General features: G+C 43.2%; 15 protein-coding genes. 5 read left to right on the top strand and 10 right to left on the bottom strand.

The features are described 5' to 3' along the window. Positions 1-56: 56 nt before the first annotated feature. The 4 genes from accA to lpxB are packed head-to-tail and all read right to left on the bottom strand — an operon-like array spanning position 57 to position 6,273. Positions 57-1,013 carry an acetyl-CoA carboxylase carboxyl transferase subunit alpha gene (gene accA / locus GZH31_RS05480; protein WP_036969697.1) on the bottom strand — a complete coding sequence of 319 codons (957 nt, stop codon included), beginning with the start codon at positions 1,011-1,013 and terminating at the stop codon, positions 57-59. Positions 1,014-1,029: 16 nt separating this feature from the next. Further along, a complete protein-coding gene (gene dnaE / locus GZH31_RS05475; protein WP_074988618.1) occupies positions 1,030-4,521 on the bottom strand; it encodes a DNA polymerase III subunit alpha in 3,492 nt (1,163 codons plus the stop codon). After that, positions 4,521-5,126: a ribonuclease HII gene (gene rnhB / locus GZH31_RS05470; protein WP_075594266.1), complete on the bottom strand. Its 606-nt coding sequence runs from the start codon at positions 5,124-5,126 to the stop codon at positions 4,521-4,523. Before rnhB ends, dnaE begins: the two co-directional genes overlap by 1 nt. Then, on the bottom strand, positions 5,116-6,273 hold the full coding sequence (lpxB, locus tag GZH31_RS05465) for a lipid-A-disaccharide synthase (RefSeq protein WP_036969702.1): 1,158 nt from the start codon (positions 6,271-6,273) through the stop codon (positions 5,116-5,118). The genes rnhB and lpxB overlap by 11 nt, the downstream gene beginning before the upstream one ends. A 423-nt stretch (positions 6,274-6,696) precedes the next feature. On the opposite strand from lpxB, the gene GZH31_RS05460 reads away from it, so the two are divergent. Genes GZH31_RS05460 through cydC form a run of 5 tightly spaced genes read left to right on the top strand, consistent with a single transcriptional unit; the run spans position 6,697 to position 13,063 of the window. Beyond that, the gene (locus GZH31_RS05460; RefSeq protein ID WP_036969704.1) at positions 6,697-8,283 is read left to right on the top strand and encodes a cytochrome ubiquinol oxidase subunit I; all 1,587 of its coding nucleotides are present in this window, start codon (positions 6,697-6,699) and stop codon (positions 8,281-8,283) included. Further along, entirely contained in the window at positions 8,280-9,419 is a 1,140-nt protein-coding gene (gene cydB, locus GZH31_RS05455) for a cytochrome d ubiquinol oxidase subunit II (RefSeq protein ID WP_074988619.1), read from the top strand. Before GZH31_RS05460 ends, cydB begins: the two co-directional genes overlap by 4 nt. A 12-nt stretch (positions 9,420-9,431) precedes the next feature. Further along, positions 9,432-9,584 (top strand): cytochrome bd-I oxidase subunit CydX, encoded by a 153-nt coding sequence (cydX, locus tag GZH31_RS05450; RefSeq protein ID WP_036969707.1) that lies wholly within the window; start codon positions 9,432-9,434, stop codon positions 9,582-9,584. Next, positions 9,574-11,334, top strand: coding sequence for a thiol reductant ABC exporter subunit CydD (gene cydD / locus GZH31_RS05445; RefSeq protein WP_180311456.1), 1,761 nt, complete (start codon positions 9,574-9,576; stop codon positions 11,332-11,334). The genes cydX and cydD overlap by 11 nt, the downstream gene beginning before the upstream one ends. After that, positions 11,327-13,063: a thiol reductant ABC exporter subunit CydC gene (cydC, locus tag GZH31_RS05440; protein WP_180311455.1), complete on the top strand. Its 1,737-nt coding sequence runs from the start codon at positions 11,327-11,329 to the stop codon at positions 13,061-13,063. Before cydD ends, cydC begins: the two co-directional genes overlap by 8 nt. Here cydC and GZH31_RS05435 read toward each other — a convergent pair. The 6 genes from GZH31_RS05435 to bamA form a co-directional block, all read right to left on the bottom strand. Continuing rightward, a complete protein-coding gene (locus GZH31_RS05435) occupies positions 13,060-13,434 on the bottom strand; it encodes a septal ring lytic transglycosylase RlpA family protein (protein WP_118844133.1) in 375 nt (124 codons plus the stop codon). The genes cydC and GZH31_RS05435 overlap by 4 nt on opposite strands. A gap of 103 nt (positions 13,435-13,537) precedes the next feature. Continuing rightward, positions 13,538-14,308 carry an acyl-ACP--UDP-N-acetylglucosamine O-acyltransferase gene (gene lpxA, locus GZH31_RS05430; protein ID WP_036969713.1) on the bottom strand — a complete coding sequence of 257 codons (771 nt, stop codon included), beginning with the start codon at positions 14,306-14,308 and terminating at the stop codon, positions 13,538-13,540. 2 nt (positions 14,309-14,310) lie between these two features. Then, positions 14,311-14,763: a 3-hydroxyacyl-ACP dehydratase FabZ gene (gene fabZ, locus GZH31_RS05425; protein WP_036969715.1), complete on the bottom strand. Its 453-nt coding sequence runs from the start codon at positions 14,761-14,763 to the stop codon at positions 14,311-14,313. A 10-nt stretch (positions 14,764-14,773) separates the two neighbouring features. Continuing rightward, entirely contained in the window at positions 14,774-15,814 is a 1,041-nt protein-coding gene (gene lpxD / locus GZH31_RS05420) for a UDP-3-O-(3-hydroxymyristoyl)glucosamine N-acyltransferase (RefSeq protein ID WP_118844132.1), read from the bottom strand. Between the two features lie 9 nt (positions 15,815-15,823). Further along, complete coding sequence (locus GZH31_RS05415; protein ID WP_036969722.1) at positions 15,824-16,342, bottom strand: OmpH family outer membrane protein; 519 nt, start codon at positions 16,340-16,342, stop codon at positions 15,824-15,826. 11 nt (positions 16,343-16,353) lie between these two features. Continuing rightward, positions 16,354-18,825 carry an outer membrane protein assembly factor BamA gene (gene bamA / locus GZH31_RS05410; RefSeq protein WP_180311453.1) on the bottom strand — a complete coding sequence of 824 codons (2,472 nt, stop codon included), beginning with the start codon at positions 18,823-18,825 and terminating at the stop codon, positions 16,354-16,356. Between the last annotated feature and the right edge of the window lie 83 nt (positions 18,826-18,908).

Here is an 18,908-nt window from a genome sequence, read left to right as displayed (position 1 = left end):
CGTTGTATTATAAAACAAAAAAAGCCGCAAAAGCGGCTTTTTCATCATTATGCTAATTAGCAATAACCAAACGACATTAAACGTTTGTAACGCTGATCAAGCATTTCATCAAGTGACAAGCCTTGTAAATCAGCTAAATCGCGCTTTAGTTGATTTTTAAGGTTACGCGCCATTGCATCGTAGTTACGATGTGCGCCACCCAGTGGCTCTTCAATCACGTTGTTGATTAAATCTAGTTCTTTAACACGCGCAGCTGTTACACCCATTGCTTCTGCAGCGATAGGCGCTTTATCTGCACTCTTCCAAAGGATTGATGCACAACCCTCTGGTGAAATTACTGAGTAAGTGCTGTACTGCAACATGTTTACGCGGTCACCCACGCCTATTGCCAATGCACCACCCGAACCCCCTTCACCAATAACAGTACAGATAGTCGGTACTTTTAATGCAGCCATCACTTTAAGATTACGTGCAATCGCTTCTGATTGACCACGTTCTTCTGCACCAACACCTGGGTATGCTCCCGGCGTGTCGATAAATGTCATGATAGGCATTTTGAAACGCTCAGCCATTTCCATTAAACGTAATGCTTTACGGTAGCCTTCTGGTTTTGGCATACCAAAGTTACGTTTGATTTTTTCAGCTGTATCACGCCCTTTTTGCTGACCAATAACCATGACTGGTTGGCCTTCAAAACGCGCAACACCGCCTAAAATAGCGGGATCGTTAGCAAAAGTACGGTCACCTGCTAGTTCGTCAAATTCCGTGAAAATGCGCTCGATGTAATCACGAGTATAAGGACGCAACGGATGACGGGCTAACTGTGAAACCTGCCAAGCACCTAACTCAGAGAAAATTTTCTCTTTCATTTCAGCGCTTTTTTCTTTTAATCGACTGACTTCCTCTTCTAATCCAAGGTCTAATTCGCCAGCGCGGCTTACATTTTGTAACTCTTCAATTTTTGCTTCTAATTCTGCGATTGGAAGCTCAAAATCAAGATAATTGAGGCTCATGCTCTAAACTACCTAATTAATTAAATTCTAGTTCTACATCTTGCGCCGCCATCAGTGATAACTTGTGAATTAAGTCATCACTAGGCGTAACACACCATTCGGTTCCTAACGTAATCTCAGCCAACGCATCAGGACGTTGATAGAATACTTTAATAGGACACGTGCCAAACTTATAAGGTTCAAGCACTTTTTGTAAATTATCGAAGAAGTTCGCCTCGATCTGCACCATATTCAGCGTCATTTTAATCGCTTTTATACGCTTTTCTCGCGCTTGAGCAATGGTGCATATGTCTCTGGCGGTCATTGTAATGCCACCGGAGAAGTTATCAAAGCTGACCTGTCCAGATATTACCAAGATATTGTTAACTTGCAGCATATCTTGGTACATTTCAAACTGTTCTGGGAATAAGCGTACATCAATACGGGCACTCTTGTCATCTAAAGTTACAAGACCCCAACGATTTCCCTTTTTATTTATGAGCGTACGCGCCGCAATGACTAAGCCTGCAGCGGTTGACTGCACATCGCGATTCGTTGGCTGCAAATCAACCAAACGCCCCGAAGTATAATATTTAAGCTCTTTTCGGTACTGATTAATCGGGTGGCCCGTTAAATACAGCCCTAACGTTTCTTTTTCACCGTCTAACCATTCGTTATCCGTAAGGTCTGGGGCTTTAATAAAGGCTTGTTCAACTTCGTCTGGCTCTGTGGCTAATAAACCAAATAAATCAGCCTGACCAAGCGACTCCGCTTTATGGTGCTGGTCTGCCGCTCGCATGGCATCTTTTAAACTAGCTAACAATGTTGCACGACCAGGCTGGGTTTTATCAGGGCCTAACTGATCCAGCGCCCCCGCATAAATAAGTTTTTCTACTACGCGTTTATTTAAACGTTTTAAATCAACGCGAGCGCAAAAATCAAATAAGTCTTTAAACGGGCCGCCTTCTTTACGCGCTTCTAAAATGGCTTCTACTGGGGCTTCACCCACCCCTTTAATCGCACCAATACCGTAAACAATTTGGCCTTTTAAGTTAACCGTAAACTTGTACTCACCCGCATTTACATCAGGCGGTAGCAAGGTTAACTTCATGTTTTCACATTCGTCGACCAAGGTAACAATTTTATCGGTGTTATCCATATCAGCCGACATTACGGCCGCCATAAACTCGGCCGGATAATGCGTTTTCATCCACAGAGTTTGATACGACACCAATGCATAAGCAGCGGAGTGAGATTTGTTAAAGCCGTAACCTGCGAACTTTTCGACCAAGTCGAAGATTTTTATCGCTAGTTCGCCGTCAATACCGTTCTTTTCTGCACCTTCTTCGAAGGTTGAACGCTGCTTGGCCATTTCTTCAGGTTTTTTCTTACCCATTGCACGGCGAAGCATGTCTGCGCCACCAAGGGTATAACCTGCCAGTACCTGCGCAATCTGCATTACCTGCTCTTGATACAGGATGATGCCGTAGGTCGGCTCTAATATTGGCTGTAAGCTTTCATGTTGCCATTGTACATCGGGGTACGATATTTCTTCACGCCCATGCTTACGGTCGATAAAGTTATCTACCATGCCTGATTGCAGTGGACCCGGTCGGAATAATGCCACGAGTGCAATCATATCCTCAAAGCAGTCAGGTTTTAGACGACGAATAAGGTCTTTCATGCCGCGCGATTCTAGCTGGAAAACCGCGGTCGTCTCAGCGCGGAGCAATAAGTCAATGCTGGGTTTATCATCAAGCGGGATTGCATTGATATCAACGGGGTCTTTACCTTCGCGCGCTAAACGCTCGTTGGTCATGTCGAGCGCCCATTGCAAGATGGTTAATGTTCTTAAACCTAAGAAGTCGAACTTAACCAAGCCTGCGGTTTCAACGTCATTCTTGTCAAATTGAGTTACCGGGAACTTGCCTTCATCGTCGCAATAAAGTGCAGCAAAATCGGTGATCGTGGTGGGTGAAATTACCACCCCCCCCGCGTGTTTACCGGCATTACGTGTACACCCTTCAAGAATGCGACACATGTCGATAAGCTCTTTTACTTCTTCGTCACCGTCATAGGCTTCTTGTAAACGCGGTTCTACATCAAACGCTTTCGCAAGCGTCATACCGGGGTCGCCAGGGACTAGTTTTGATATGCGATCGACAAACCCATAAGGGTGGCCAAGTACACGCCCCACATCACGAATAACCGCTTTTGCAGCCATGGTACCAAAGGTGATAATTTGCGATACCGCGTCGCGGCCATACAATGCCGAAACGTGATCAATCACTTCATCACGTCTGTCCATGCAGAAGTCAACGTCAAAGTCGGGCATGGATACACGTTCAGGGTTCAAGAAACGTTCGAATAGTAAGTCAAATTCAAGCGGGTCTAAGTCGGTAATTTTAAGTGCATATGCAACCAACGAGCCCGCACCCGAGCCACGTCCTGGTCCCACTGGAATATTGTTATCCTTACTCCACTGGATGAACTCCATTACGATTAAGAAGTAACCCGGGAACCCCATTTGGTTAATTACATCGAGCTCTATTTGTAAGCGCTCATCGTATTCTACGCGCTTTTCTTTTCGCTCTTCTTCATCGGGGAATAAAAACTGCAATCGCTCTTCAAGACCATCTTTCGATACTTTAACTAAGAATTCATCGATTTTGAGCGAGCCCGTTGGGTAATCGGGTAAGAAATAGGTGCCCAACTGCACGGTTACGTTACAGCGTTTTGCAATTTCAACGGTGTTTTCGAGCGCTTCAGGAATATCACTAAAGAGCTCAGCCATTTGCTCAGCTGTTTTTAGGTATTGCTGATCAGAAAAACGTTTTGGTCGGCGCTTATCTTCAAGGGTGTAACCATCATGAATTGCAACACGAATTTCGTGGGCTTCGAAGTTTTCAGGTTTTAAAAACACCACCTCGTTAGTGGCCACCACGGGCAGTTGTTCTTGGCTTGCTAATTCTACCGCTAAATGAAGGTAATCTTCTTCAAATGGGCGCTCAGTCCGAATAAGCTCAATATAATAATGGTCACTAAAGTGTTGCTTATAAAAACTCACCACCGACTCAATCAGGCCAGCATTGCCTTTAAGTAATGCTTTGCCTAAATCGCCATCTTTTGCGCCTGATAAAATTATGAGGCCATTTTTGAGCCCCACCAGCCATTCACGGTCAATCACGGGACGATGAAAAACATGCCCGCGTTGATACGCTTTAGAGATTAATAACGTGAGGTTTTTATAGCCTTCGTTATCTTTGGCTAAAATAGTTATTCGGCATGGTTCATCTTCGAATTCGGGGCTTCGTAACCAAAAATCAGCTCCTACAATTGGCTTAATTCCAGCGCCATGTGCAGCCCCATAAAAACGCACCAAACCACATAAGTTCATCTGGTCTGTTATGGCCAGCGCTGGCATTTGTAGCTCTTCTGCTTTGGCAACGATTGGTTTTGTTTTTGCGAGGCCATCCACCATTGAAAAATCAGAATGAACACGTAAATGAACAAATTGCGGCGCAGGCATTAGCGTTGCTCTCCTTTTAACGCCAAAATGCGCTGCACAGGTTTAAAGCTTTTGCGATGCTCATTAATAGCACCATACTGTTCTAGTGCAGCAAAATGCGCTTTGGTTGGGTAACCTTTATGTCCTGCGAAGCCGTATTCTGGATAGCGTTTATCGAGTTCAATCATTTCGTCGTCTCGGGCCACTTTCGCAAGAATTGATGCAGCCGAAATCTCTTCCACTAAGCTGTCGCCTTTAACCACCGCTTGCGCAGGTATGGTTAATTGGCTAGGAACGCGATTACCGTCAATAAATACAAACTCAGGTTTTACACTGAGTCCTTCAACCGCACGGCTCATTGCCAGCATAGTGGCATGTAAAATATTAAGCTCGTCAATCTCGCTTGGGCTACAACGACCAATGGCATAACACAGGGCTTTTTCTTTAATCTCTGCGGCTAAAAGTTGGCGTTTTTTATCCGACAATTTTTTTGAGTCGGCTAGTCCCACAATCGGTTTTGTAGGGTCGAGGATCACCGCGGCGGTTACTACGTCACCAACGAGCGGGCCACGTCCTACTTCATCAACACCGGCAATATAATTTACATGTGGTCGATCAATCTGCATTTAGTAACTCCGCGACTGCTGTTGCAGCTTGTTCGTTGGCATTTAACCTAATTTCTTTATGAATCGCTAAAAAGCGTGCTTTTAGTTCACTATTATCTGAATTTAACATAGGTGTGAGTGCATTTGTTAAATTATCAACATTACATTCTGTTTGTAGGTACTCGGGGACAAGCTCTTCATCGGCCAGTAAATTCGGTAGCGAAAAGTACTTGATGTTAAAGGTAAACAGCGTTTTAAATATCCAATAGCTCATTGGCTTTATTTTATACCCTACTACCATTGGCTTTTTATAGAGCATGCCTTCTAATGTCGCGGTCCCTGAGGCAAGTAAAATCGCATCGGCAGCTTGCATAGCAAGATTTGACTGGCCATCGAGTAACTGTAATTTTAAATGAGGGGCTGTTTTTTCTAGAATGTCACAAAACTGAGTTTTTCGTTTTTCGTTAACGAGTGGTACCACTATTTTCAGTGCTGGGTTTTCTGCCTGTAGTTTAGCGGCGGTCTGAATGTAAGTGTCACTCAAAAGACCCACTTCTGAGCCTCGGCTGCCCGGTAAAAGCGCCAATACTTTGTCTGAGTCTGATAAACCGAGTGCATTACGCGCTTTGCTCTGATCATGCTCCAGCGCAATATCATCAGCCAGCGTATGACCAACAAATGTGCAAGGCACGTTGTGTTTGTCATAAAATGCTTTTTCGAATGGTAATAAAGCCAACACTAAATTAGTTGCTGCGCTGATTTTATGAATACGCTTTTCACGCCACGCCCAAACAGAGGGGCTCACATATTGAATTGTTTTGATACCCGCTTCTTTTAGCGGCTTTTCAACACGTAAATTAAAGTCTGGCGCATCGATACCAATAAACACATCAGGCGGATTATCTATAAAATGTTGCACGAGCTGTTTGCGAATTTTTAATAAGCGCGGTAAGCGCCCCAACACTTCAACCAGCCCCATTACCGACAACTCATCCATATCGAATAACGTTGTACAACCCGCAGCTTGCATACGCGGCCCTGCAATTCCTTCAAAAATAGCATCTGGGAAACGTACTTTAAGTGCTTTAATGAGCCCTTCACCTAAAATATCACCTGATAACTCACCTGCCACCAAGGCAATACGTAACGGCTTTGTTTGTTCTTTCATTCGTTGATAATTCGCAACTTTCTGCACTAATAAAAATGAGTTTACCGTGTTTTAGCAATCGGATAAATGTCACAGAGTTAATAAATACTAGAAATTAAAATTGCGATTAAAAGTTGCTCTAAAAGCCGTTTATAAAATAGATAAAAACAATGCCAGCACAGGGGGCTACTCACTTTTGAGTAAGTCAAAGGGGTTGAATTAGTAATTAATTACTTTCTTAAACTATAGATTAATCATTTGAAATATTTAGTTTTTATCTCTAATCTGTAGAATTAACGAACAATCGCTATCATATTAATTTCCTATTTTCTATTGACTAAAATAGATACAAGGTTAATATTCACGAAGTTTCAGTAATTACTGAAACTTTGAAAGCTATTTTTTTTGTCGTGTCTACCGCACCCTTTAATAAGGAGCTAAACAATGATAGATGAAACATTTGTGGATCTATCGCGATTGCAATTTGCAATTACTGCCCTCTTTCACTTTCTATTTGTACCACTCACTATAGGTATGACGTGGATTTTGGTGATCATGGAATCCGTTTATGTGATGACAGGTCGTGAAATTTACCGTGATATGACTAAATTTTGGGGTAAGTTGTTTGGTATAAACTTTGCGATTGGTGTGGCTACTGGTCTCACTATGGAGTTTGAGTTTGGTACTAACTGGTCTTATTACTCTCACTATGTGGGTGATATTTTTGGCGCTCCTCTGGCTATTGAAGGGTTGATGGCGTTCTTTTTAGAATCGACCTTTGTCGGCATGTTTTTCCTTGGTTGGGAGCGACTCACAAAACGCCAACACCTTGCAGCGACTTTTTTAATGGCTTTAGGCACTAACCTTTCGGCATTGTGGATTTTGATTGCCAATGGTTGGATGCAGAACCCTGTGGGCGCAGAGTTTAACTATCAAACCATGCGCATGGAAATGACCAGCTTTGCGGAGCTAGTATTCAACCCCGTCGCACAGGTTAAATTTATTCATACGGTGTCTGCCGGTTATGTCGCGGCTTCAATGTTCGTACTCGGCATCAGTAGTTGGTACATACTCAAAGGTCGTGATTTGGCCTTTGCGAAACGTTCATTCTCTGTTGCATCAGGTTTTGGCCTTGCCTCTATTTTATGCGTTATTTTACTAGGAGATGAGTCTGGTTATGAAGTAGGCGAAGTACAAAAAGTTAAACTGGCTACAATCGAGGCTGAATGGCACACAGAAGAAGCGCCCGCAGCATTTACACTGGTAGGTATTCCTGACTCTGAACAGCAAGTCACCCATGCTGCGGTTAAAATACCTTATGCGTTGGGCATTATTGCGACACGTTCGATTGATGAACAAGTCACGGGTATCAAAGATTTAGAAAAACAACACGAAACACGTATTCGTAACGGTATGCAAGCATACGAGTATCTCGAAAAATTGCGTGGTGGTGATGACTCCGCCGAGAACATTGCCAAGTTCGATACACTGAAAGCTGACCTCGGTTATGGTCTGTTGCTTAAACGCTACACTCCTAATGTGGTTGATGCCACAGAAGCGCAAATTCAGAAAGCGGTGAAAGACTCATTTCCGAAAGTGGGGCCCATGTTTTGGTCATTTAGGATAATGGTTGGCTGCGGTGTGATTATGTTAGGGGTCTTTGTACTGGCCTTTTACTATAACGCCAAACGCGTTATAGAGCATAAGCGTTGGTTACTCTGGGCCGCCGTGTGGAGTATTCCATTACCTTGGATTGCTATTGAGTTCGGTTGGATTGTTGCTGAATATGGACGTCAACCATGGGCTATTTCAGAAATATTACCCACATTTTTAGCAACCTCCTCGTTAACTGTAAATGATTTGCTGATCAGCATTACGGGCTTTATTGTATTTTACACCGGTCTAGCAACCGTTGAAGGTTGGTTGATGCTGCGCTTTGTTAAACAAGGGCCTAGCTCTTTGCACACAGGTAAATATCATCACGAACTCATTAAAGAAGACTCGCTAGCAGGCCAAGGAGTACAGTCATGATCTTTGATTACGAAACACTAAAATTAATCTGGTGGGTATTAATCGGTGTGCTCCTGATTGGCTTTGCTGTTACCGATGGCATGGATATGGGGGTGGCTATTTTGCTCCGCCTTGTTGGCAAAACAGATGTCGAGCGCCGAACCGTTATCAATACCATCGGGGCTCACTGGGATGGTAACCAAGTGTGGTTTATTACCGCTGGGGGTGCATTATTCGCTGCATGGCCTATGGTGTATGCTGCTGCATTCTCAGGCTTTTATTTTGCAATGATGTTGGTCTTATTTGCGCTGTTTTTCAGACCACTTGGGTTTGATTATCGCTCAAAAATTGAGTCAGCTCGTTGGCGAAATAACTGGGATTGGGGCTTGTTTGCAGGCAGTTTTATTCCTGCACTCGTATTTGGGGTTGCTTTTGGTAACTTGCTACAAGGTGTGCCTTATCATATTGACGATTTATTACGTGTAAGCTATCAAGGCTCATTCTTTGCTTTACTTAATCCATTTGCCATCGTTGCTGGCTTAATAAGTGTGCTTATGTTGGTTGGTCATGCGGGTATGTGGCTGCAACTTCGTACCGATGCAGACGTAGCCAAACGCTCAGCACAATATGGCCGATATGCACTTATGGCGTTTATTGTATTGTTTGCCTTAGCAGGTGTTTGGATATCGCAAATTGACGGTTATACAATCGTCAGCATGGGCGACACTCAAGGCTATGCGAACCCACTGGCTAAAACAGTAACGCAGGCACCAGGTGCATGGCTTGATAACTATACAAAAATGCCTCTAACGATGCTTTTCCCAGCGCTAACATTTGTGATGGCGGCACTGGCTATTGTGTTATCTAAATTACAAAAGCCTGCGTTAGCACTTGTTTCATCAAGCATCATGTTGGCTGGAGTTATTTTAACAGCAGGCATGTCAATGTTCCCGTTTATTATGCCTTCAAGCAACAACCCTAATATTAGTCTTACTATGTGGGATGCGGTTTCGAGCCATATGACCCTCAATGTTATGTTTGTTGTTGCCATTATTTTTGTTCCTTTAATTTTAACTTACACGACCTGGTGTTATGTGAAGATGTGGCGAAAAGTCACTATCGCTGAAATCGAAAACAACACTCACGGTAGCTATTAAGGAGATTTAATTATGTGGTATTTTGCCTGGATATTAGGTGTTCTATTAGCCTGTACACTTGGGGTAATTAACGTGATGTGGTACGAATTTCATCAACATAAAGATTCTATCGCTGATGATGAGCTAGAGCTGTACGCGAGACTCAAAAACAACGATGACAACTAAACCCCGACCAAATCGCGCGCAGCAGCAAACGCTGCGCGCTTTTTTAAAGCAGTATAGTCAGTCCGCTTCTGGGCTGCTTAAATTAAGCATTAGTCTGGGCACTTTCAATGCCCTGTTAATGATTGCCTCTTGTTACCTTCTTGCGAATGCAGTTCATCAAGTCATGTTCGAGCAAGCAAACTTGCAAGCTGTAAGCCCTTTATTATGGCCTCTTGCTGGGCTAATTTTAGTTCGTGCTTTGTTGGTTGCGCTAAGTGAACGCGTGAGTAACCTTGCCGCGTTAAAAATAAAAAACGTGATGCGAAATACATTGCTAGAAAAGCTCACCAAACTTGGGCCAGCCTACAGTGAACAAAAAGGTCACGGCGCTACACTTAATACCTTACACAATGGTGTTGAAGCACTGCATCAATATTACGCCAACTATATTCCAAGTGTTGCTTACAGTGCACTTATTCCATTTGCGATATTAGTGGTGATTTTTCCAACCGATTACAAAGCGGGCCTCATTTTCCTATTAACAGCCCCGCTTATCCCATTTTTTATGATTTTAGTGGGCCATAAGGCTGAACAGTTAAACCAAGAGCGTTGGCAACAGCTAGCGGTACTAGGAAATTACTTTTTTGACAGATTACAAGGACTGACTCAACTCAAGCTCTTTAATGCAACCAAGCGTGAGCTAAATAGCATAAGTCAGATTTCTGATGATTACCGTGGTGCGACCATGGGGGTGTTGAAAGTCGCCTTTTTATCATCTTTCGCCCTTGAATTTTTAGCCACCATTAGTGTTGCCCTTGTTGCCGTTATTATTGGCTTTAGGCTGTTTTTTGGCACGCTCGACTTTGCCACTGGTTTTGTGGTGTTATTACTGGCTCCTGAGTTTTATTTACCGCTTAGGCAAATGGGCACCCACTACCATGCAAAACTTGAAGGTATCAGCGCTGCTGCTGATATGGTCGAGATTATTAATCACAGTGAAGCAGATGAACACACGGGTACATCCCCTCTCCCATTACCGCTTAAAGACATAAAATTAACCGCACTTAGCTATCACTACCCCGAAACAAACGAAGGGGTGACAGATATCAATTTAACACTACCTAACACGGGTTTAATTGCATTTGTTGGCGAAAGTGGCTCAGGGAAAAGTACTTTATTTGACTGCCTATTAGGTTTTCATCATCACGCTAACCACGCCATTAGCATCAACGGGCAACCCTTAAGTGACACAGCTTTAAGTGATTGGCATGCACAGCTTGCATGGATCCCTCAACACGCCACTTTATTTTACCGAAGTGTTGCCGACAACCTGCGTCTAGCCAAACCTGATGCATGCCAAGACGAGCTCATTGAAGCCGCCAGTAAAGCGGGCGCACTTGAATTTATTAACGCTTTACCACATGGCTTTGATACCTTACTGGGTGAGCAAGGTGAAGGCCTCTCCGGTGGGCAAAAACAGCGCATAGCGCTTGCCCGTGCATTTTTAAAAGATGCCCCAGTTCTACTACTCGATGAACCTACAGCACATTTAGACAGCCAAACAGAACAGCTTATCAACCAAGCAATCTGTGAATATGCGAAAAATCATTTAGTCTTGGTCATTGCTCACAGACTTAATACGGTAAAGCACGCTGATACCCTTTACGTAATGCAGCAAGGCAGCATTGTAGAATCGGGCCGTTATAAACAACTGGTCAACGACGCGGGGCTATTTGCAAAACTGGTAAGTCGAGGTGAAGCCCATGCATAATTTTGTACGCTTACTTAAACTATGCAAACCGCATGCTGGCATGCTGTTACTCGGGGCTTTTTTAGCAAGCTTAACCTTGCTGGCTAATGTGGGTTTACTGGCTATTTCAGGCTGGTTTTTGGCCGCGATGGCTGCCGCTGGCATTGCCGGTGTGCAGATGAACTATTTTACTCCAGCAGGCGTGATCCGCTTTTTAGCGATTGTGCGAACCGCATCGCGTTATGGCGAGCGTATGATTACACATAACGCGACATTTTTATTATTGAGCGAGATTCGCGTAAAAATGTTCGCAACACTGAGTCGGCTCAATAATGTCGATTTAGCAATGAGCCGCAGTGCCGATTTAGTCAATCGATTACAAAACGATGTCGACGCGCTTGATAAGTTTTACTTAAATGTGCTGCTACCAATCATCGTTGCGCTTTTTACTATCCCAATTGTGATGGCGTTTATGGCAGCGTATAACGCCGACGTTGCATTGCTATGCTTTATTTCATTAATGGTTATAGGGGTGCTACTCCCCGCTTTACTAAGCCGTAAACTTCATAAAGAAGCGCATGTCGAAACACAACTTAGTGCAGAATTAAGAGCTGAACTTGCCGATACATTAAAAGGGGCAAGAGAGCTTGCTGTATATCAAGCACAAAACGCTCAACTCACGCATTGTGATTCTTTAAGCCAACAATACAATGCTCAGCTCTATAGCCGCCATAAAGCGGTTGCAAACAGCAATGGTTTAAGCACCTTGGTTATTCAACTGACTATGCTGGCAAGTGTGTTTATGATTATTCCATTGGTTTCTCTGGGCACCATGAAAAACGTTGAACTGGCTATGCTGGCGCTATTTGTTCTAGCAAGCTTTGAAACTGTACTCACCCTGCCTACAGCGTTTATAGAATTACCTCTGACCTTAAGCGCCGCAGAGCGCCTGTTCGTACTTGAAGACAATCACAGCAAAGCCAATACACAGCAAAATGAAATAGACAATCAATCAGCGCTCGGTCTTACGTTAAGTAATGTCAGTTATCAATACGCTGGAAGCACACGTAAGGCACTTAATAACATCAACGTGTCTGTCTGTGCTGCAAGCAAGGTTGCGCTGGTTGGTGCCAGTGGCAGTGGTAAAACCACGCTTGTTAATTTACTCACCGGTCTTTGGCCACTGCAATCAGGCTCTTTAAAGCTGACCACAGACGAGCACAGTTTTGAGCTTGAGAGCATGACACCTTCAGCACGCTTTAAACAACTGACAATTGTTGCGCAGCAGCATCATATTTTTGATGGCACTCTGCGTGAAAACCTACTCTATGCAGCGCCTGATGCAACAGATGAAATGCTTATTCAAGCCTGCGAACAAGCAGAACTCAGCTCTTGGCTTAACAATTTAAAGGCCGGGCTCAATACCCGTTTAGGCATAGCAGGTAGAAAGCTGTCGCACGGTCAATCACGCCGTATTGCAATTGCTCAAGCCATATTAAGGCGCGGTAATTTAGTCATTCTTGACGAACCGACAGAAAGTTTAGATAACCACACTAAATACCATTTGCTTAATACACTTGAGACAGTTTGGGCAGATAAAACGATGCTCACTATTACCCATGACCCAGCCATGCTTAGCCGGGTTGATAAGGTCATTTGGTTAGAGCAAGGGAAAATAAGAGCAGTGGCCACTCATGCAGAGTTGCTTGCAAACGAAGCTGATTATGTTGAGCTGATCACGCGTTTTTAATCGAGCTGCTCAACCGTAACGTCAATCACACCGTGCTTTAAGGAAGCAATTTCTGAAAACGCCTGCTTAGATAAATCAATAATGCGACCGCGAATAAATGGGCCGCGGTCGTTAATGGTAACAATCACACTTTTGTTGTTGGCAAGGTTCGTCACTTTGACCCGTTTGCCAAACTTAAGTGTTTTATGAGCAGCACTCAAGGCTTGTTGATTAAAAGCCTCCCCGCTTGCTGTCGTTCGACCATGGTACTTGTCAGCGTAATAACTCGCTTTACCTTTTTCTATCGCGCCCTTTGGTACGGAAGGTGCGCTACTACAGCCACTCATTAGCAAGGTCGCTAACACTAAAATAAAGAGTTTGTTCATATTGATTGTCCTTTTTAATCAATAAATTTAGCAAATCATTGCTTAGTAAAACCTGAACTACAAATACAAAAAAGCCACCTGTCGGTGGCTTTTCGTCTATCGCTATTGATTAGCGAATGATTCCGCGCTCAGAACTTTTCACAAAGTCGATCATAAGCTGAACGGCTGGGTATTTTGCTGCATCTTCGCTGAGTTCAGCGATTGCCTCCTCTACACCTAGGCTCTTACGGTAAAGTGTTTTATACGCACGGCGTGTTGCCATTATTTCATCACTTTCAAAGCCACGTCGTTTCATGCCTTCTGTATTGATAGCAACGGGTCCTGCTGGGGTACCAATCGTTGTAACAAACGGTGGAACATCTTTGTTAACGCCTGAATACATGCCAACAAATGCATGTGCACCCACTTTACAAAATTGATGAATACCCGAGTTACCAGCAAGGATAACCCAATCACCAATGTGTACATGGCCTGCAACAGATGCATTATTAGCAAAAATAACGTTATCGCCAATGACGGCATCATGCGCAACATGGGTGTACGCCATAAACAAGTTATTGCTACCAATTTTAGTAACGCCTTGGTCTTGGATAGTACCACGGTGGATTGTTGCACATTCACGAATTACGTTGTTATCACCGATAATTAACGTAGTTGGCTCATTAGCATATTTTTTGTCTTGGCAAGCTTCACCAACCGATGCAAATTGAAAAATATGGTTACCAGAACCTATTGTCGATGGGCCTTTAACAACCACATGAGACTCAATGATACAGTTATCACCAATTTCTACATCATTACCAATGTAGCTGTATGGGCCAACTGAAACATTATTTCCAAGCTTCGCACCTGGTTCGATTATCGCCGTAGGATGGATCACTGTTAAAACTCTCTTCTCGCACACATGATTTCGGCAGTACACACTACTTTGCCGTCAACTTTTGCTTCTGCTGCAAATTTCCATATATTGCGGCGCTCTTTTACAAACTCTACATGCAAATGCATCGTATCGCCAGGTAAAACGGGTTGCTTGAATCGCGCATTATCAATCGCAGCAAATAAATAAAGTTCATTTTCGCTACGGTTTTCAACTGTTTTAAAACCGAGTAAACCAGTCGCTTGAGCCATTGCTTCTAAAATCAACACACCTGGGAAGATTGGTTGATTAGGAAAATGTCCCGTAAAAATAGGTTCATTCACTGTTACATTTTTAATAGCATGTAACGACTCGCCTGGCGTGTAATCTAGTACACGGTCAACAAGCAACATCGGATAACGATGCGGAAGTAAACTCAAGATATCTTGGATATCAAGACTATTTAATTCATTTGCCAAAATAGCTTCCTTATTTGTCTTCAATATTGAGTGACTTTGTCAGTGACTCAAGTGCTTTAATGCGGTCTTTCATATCACCTAAATTACGGATATGGGCGATACTGCGTCGCCATTCTTTATTGGTTAGATGCGGTAAACCAGATGAGTAGATCCCAGGTTCAGTGATTGCCTTTGTCACCATACTCATGCCCGTGATTATAGCACCATCGCATACGCTAATGTGACCATTAATTGCGACCATGCCACCAATCTGACAATTCTTACCAATCACAGTACTGCCAGCAAAAACAGTGCAACCAGCAACGGCTGTACCTGAACCGATCTCGACATTATGCGCTATTTGACATTGATTATCGATAATTACATTACTATGGATGAGTGTGTCGTCAAGTGCACCACGGTCAATGGTGGTCGATGCCCCAACTTCAACTTTATCACCTATAATAACGCGACCCAGCTGCGGAATTTTCACCCACTCGCCACGCTCATTTGCATAGCCAAACCCGTCACTGCCGACCACGGTATTCGCCTGAAATAAGCAGTCACTGCCAATTTCAACGTCGTGGTAAATAGTGACATTAGCCCAAAGCTTAGTGCCTTGACCTATTTTTGCATTTTCGCCAATGAAACAACCTGGGCCAATTTGCACATCATTTGCAATCACGGCACCGGCTTCAATCACGACGTTAGCAGCAATCGCGGCATTATCACCAATTGAGGCTGAATCGTGAATGACTGCACTCGGATGAACACCTGTCGAAGCAGAGCGTGGCGTCGTGTCCATTAATTGAGCTAGCTTGGCGTAGCACACGTACGGGTTAGCAACAATAATCTTGTTACCCGCAAAATACTCAGCGTCGGCAGGTGATAAGATCACCGCACTGGCTTGTGTATCATCTAATTGCGAGCGATATTTCTTGTTCGCTAAAAATGCAATATGCCCAGTACGGGCATTTGCAAGTGTTGATATTTTTTTAATCTCTGTAGCGCCATCACCCTGAAGTTCGGCGCCCAGAAGATCCGCAATCTGCGAAAGCGTGTAGTTTTGCATATATGGTTTCTATTGCTTACTTACTTTTTCAACTACTTTATCTGATAAATCAGATACTGTTTTAGAGTTAACGTAAATTGTGGTTTCTTTCACTTTTACTTCGTCAAACTTGCCTGCTTTAGCAACTTCTTCAATTGCATCTAAGATTAGCTTTTGTACTTTCGCTAATTCTTGGTTTTGACGCATTTTGATTTCTTGCTCTAAAGGACGGCCTTTTTCTGCAAGTTGTTGTTGCATACCTTGAATCTTAGTACGTAATTCTTCTTTTTGCTTGTCGCTCATTGTCGTTGCTTCACGCTTGAACTTTTCAGCTTCAAAACGGATATCACCTTGCAGCTTTTCAAGCTCCTGACGACGCTCTGAGAATTCAGCTTCAAGTGTTTGTTCAACTTTCGCCATTTGAGGGATTTGTTTATAGATTTCTTGCATGTCTACAATCCCTACCTTGTGCGCAAAAGCATTCGTAGATAGGCCCATAGACAATGTAGCAAGAAGTGCAAACGCTGTTGATTTAAATGATTTTTTCACAAAAAACTCCTTTAGAATGTATTACTAATATTAAAGCTGATGGTCTTCGTATCGTCATCTTCTTCTTTTTGCAATGGATACGCAAAACTGATCAGCATTGGACCCATTGGAGAGATCCATTGTAGTGATAGACCGGTTGACACCCTAAAGCGCATAGGATCTGAATAATCCTCTAGTTTAGCGCGTTGATCAGGTAACAAGTTTTGATAACGGTCAATGTTAAACTCTGTATCCCATACGTTCGCAGCATCCACGAAGAAGCTTGTACGTACAGAGCTGGTGTTTTCTTCATCTAAGAAAGGCGTAGGAACAATAAGCTCCATACCTGCAACTGCTTTGGCGTTACCACCAATTCGGCCTTGTGGTATTAATACATCAAATTCTGATGCGCCACCAATACTGCCTGTTGTTGTGCCATCTGGCAGTGGTGTGCCCGGAATACTTTGTGGCTCACGAGATACCGCGCGCGGTAGAATTGTATTACGGTCAAAACCACGCAGTTCCATCTCAGTGATACGGAAGAACTCTTGGAAAGGCAGCGTTTGGTCATAGCCATTTGTCGTGCCATAACCATTACCATAAGCAAGGGCTGCACGCGTTGAGAATACCCAACGATGGTCATTACTGATTGGCCAGTAAAAACGTGAATCATAATTTAACTTAAAGTAGGTTAAATCTGAATTCGGCGTTGTACCAGTTAAGTTAAGTGACTGACGCGAACCCGCTGTTGGGAATAAACCACGGTTTACAGTAACACGCGACCACCCTGCACTCAGCTCAAACTTGGTAAAGTCGAAACCTGCATCTGGATTTTCTGGGTCTAAGAAGGTTTCACGCATTACACGTGTTTGCTCATATTCTGCAATATCAGACAGTTCTTCTTGAATCCAACGGAAGCCAAAGTTAATACGGTTCACCGCATCAATTGGGAAGCCAATATTGGTACCAATACCATAACTCTTCGATTTATAGTCGATAAGACTAAATTTGCTCGCATCATAGTTGCTATAGAAGATACTGCTTCCTTGCGATACACCGTCCGGCGTAAAGTAAGGGTCGGTATACGACAAGCTGATACGCTCAGAACCACGTGAGGTATTAATGTTAAAGCCAATTTGGTTACCGGTGCCTAAGAAGTTTGATTCACTCACACCAATATTAAATTGCAAACCCAAGTATGAACCATACGCAAGGCCCGCATTAAAGCTACCAGCAGATTGTTCTTTAACCGTAAAGTCTACATCAACTTGGTCGTCAACACCGGGAACTGGCACCACATTAAAATCAACACTTTCCATGTATGGAAGACGTTGAATTTGTAATTTTGAACGCTCAAGATTTTGATTTGAAAGCCATGCACCTTCAAGCTGTGTCATCTCACGACGAACAACTTCATCCGCAGTATTTTGGTTACCACCAACAATGATTCGGCGAACATACACACGCTTACCTGGATTAACAGACAGTGTCAGTTGCACTTCTTTCTTTTCATCATCAATCTCAGGAATGGTGCGCACTTCTGCGTTTGCATAACCAAAACGTGCTAAGTAGCTTTTGATAAATTCTTCAGATGACGTAACCACTGAGCCATTATAAAGCTCACCAGTTTTTAGCGGTATAACACTCTTAATTAGCTCTTCTCGACCTAATAAATCACCGATGAAGTCAAAACCCTTTACGGTGTATTTTACACCTTCGCTAATATTAGCGGTTACATAAACAGAATCGCGCTCAGGGCTAACCGATACTTGTGTTGAATCGATATTAAAACGCAGGTAACCACGGTCTAAGTAGTAACTACGAATTTTCTCTAAATCGCCTTCGATAGTTTGCTTTTGATAACGGTCACTCGACATAAACTTCCACCATGGCAAGTCTTGTTGTGACTCAGCAAGTTTTAGCAATTCTTCGTCAGAGAATAATTCGTTACCCACGAGGTTTATTTGACGAATTGACGCGGCGTCACCTTCATCAAACTTAAATAATAATTTTACACGGTTACGTGGCAGCTTTGTGATGCTAACTTCCACTTTTGCATTGTATTTACCAATACTGTGGAAAAACTCAACTAAGCCTTTTTCAATGTTATCAAGTACCGTTTTATCAAGCGGCTCACCAGTACGAATATCTTGCTGGTCTAGCGACTCGTTTAACTGCTCATCTTTGATGTCTTTGTTACCATCAAACTCAATGAGGCTAATCGTAGGGCGCTCAGTTACTCGAAAAATGACGTTATTACCGTCACGTAACGCTTTAATATTGTCAAAGTGACCAGAGCGATAGAGAGCCTTTATGGTTCTTGAAATTGTGTACTCATCAATATTATCGCCCACGTTGATCGGAATATGGGTTAGCGCTGCACCTAGAGCAACACGTTGTAAACCTTCAACTTTTAAATCTTCTACAATAAAGGAGTTTTGGCCTAGGGCTGCAAAGCTTGCACCTAATAAACTTGAAACTGCCAAATGTTTTTTTATAGCCATTTTGTTATCTTTATCCTTTACAACTGTATTACCGCTCAACACCTTATAAATTAAACTTTTGCGGTGTTTTACAATCGTGTTCA

The sequence above is a fragment of the Pseudoalteromonas sp. JSTW genome (genome assembly GCF_013423925.1).
Classification (GTDB): Bacteria; Pseudomonadota; Gammaproteobacteria; order Enterobacterales; family Alteromonadaceae; genus Pseudoalteromonas; species Pseudoalteromonas lipolytica.
Note: the sequence above shows the minus strand (reverse complement) of the source record. Positions and strands in the feature narration are given on the sequence as shown.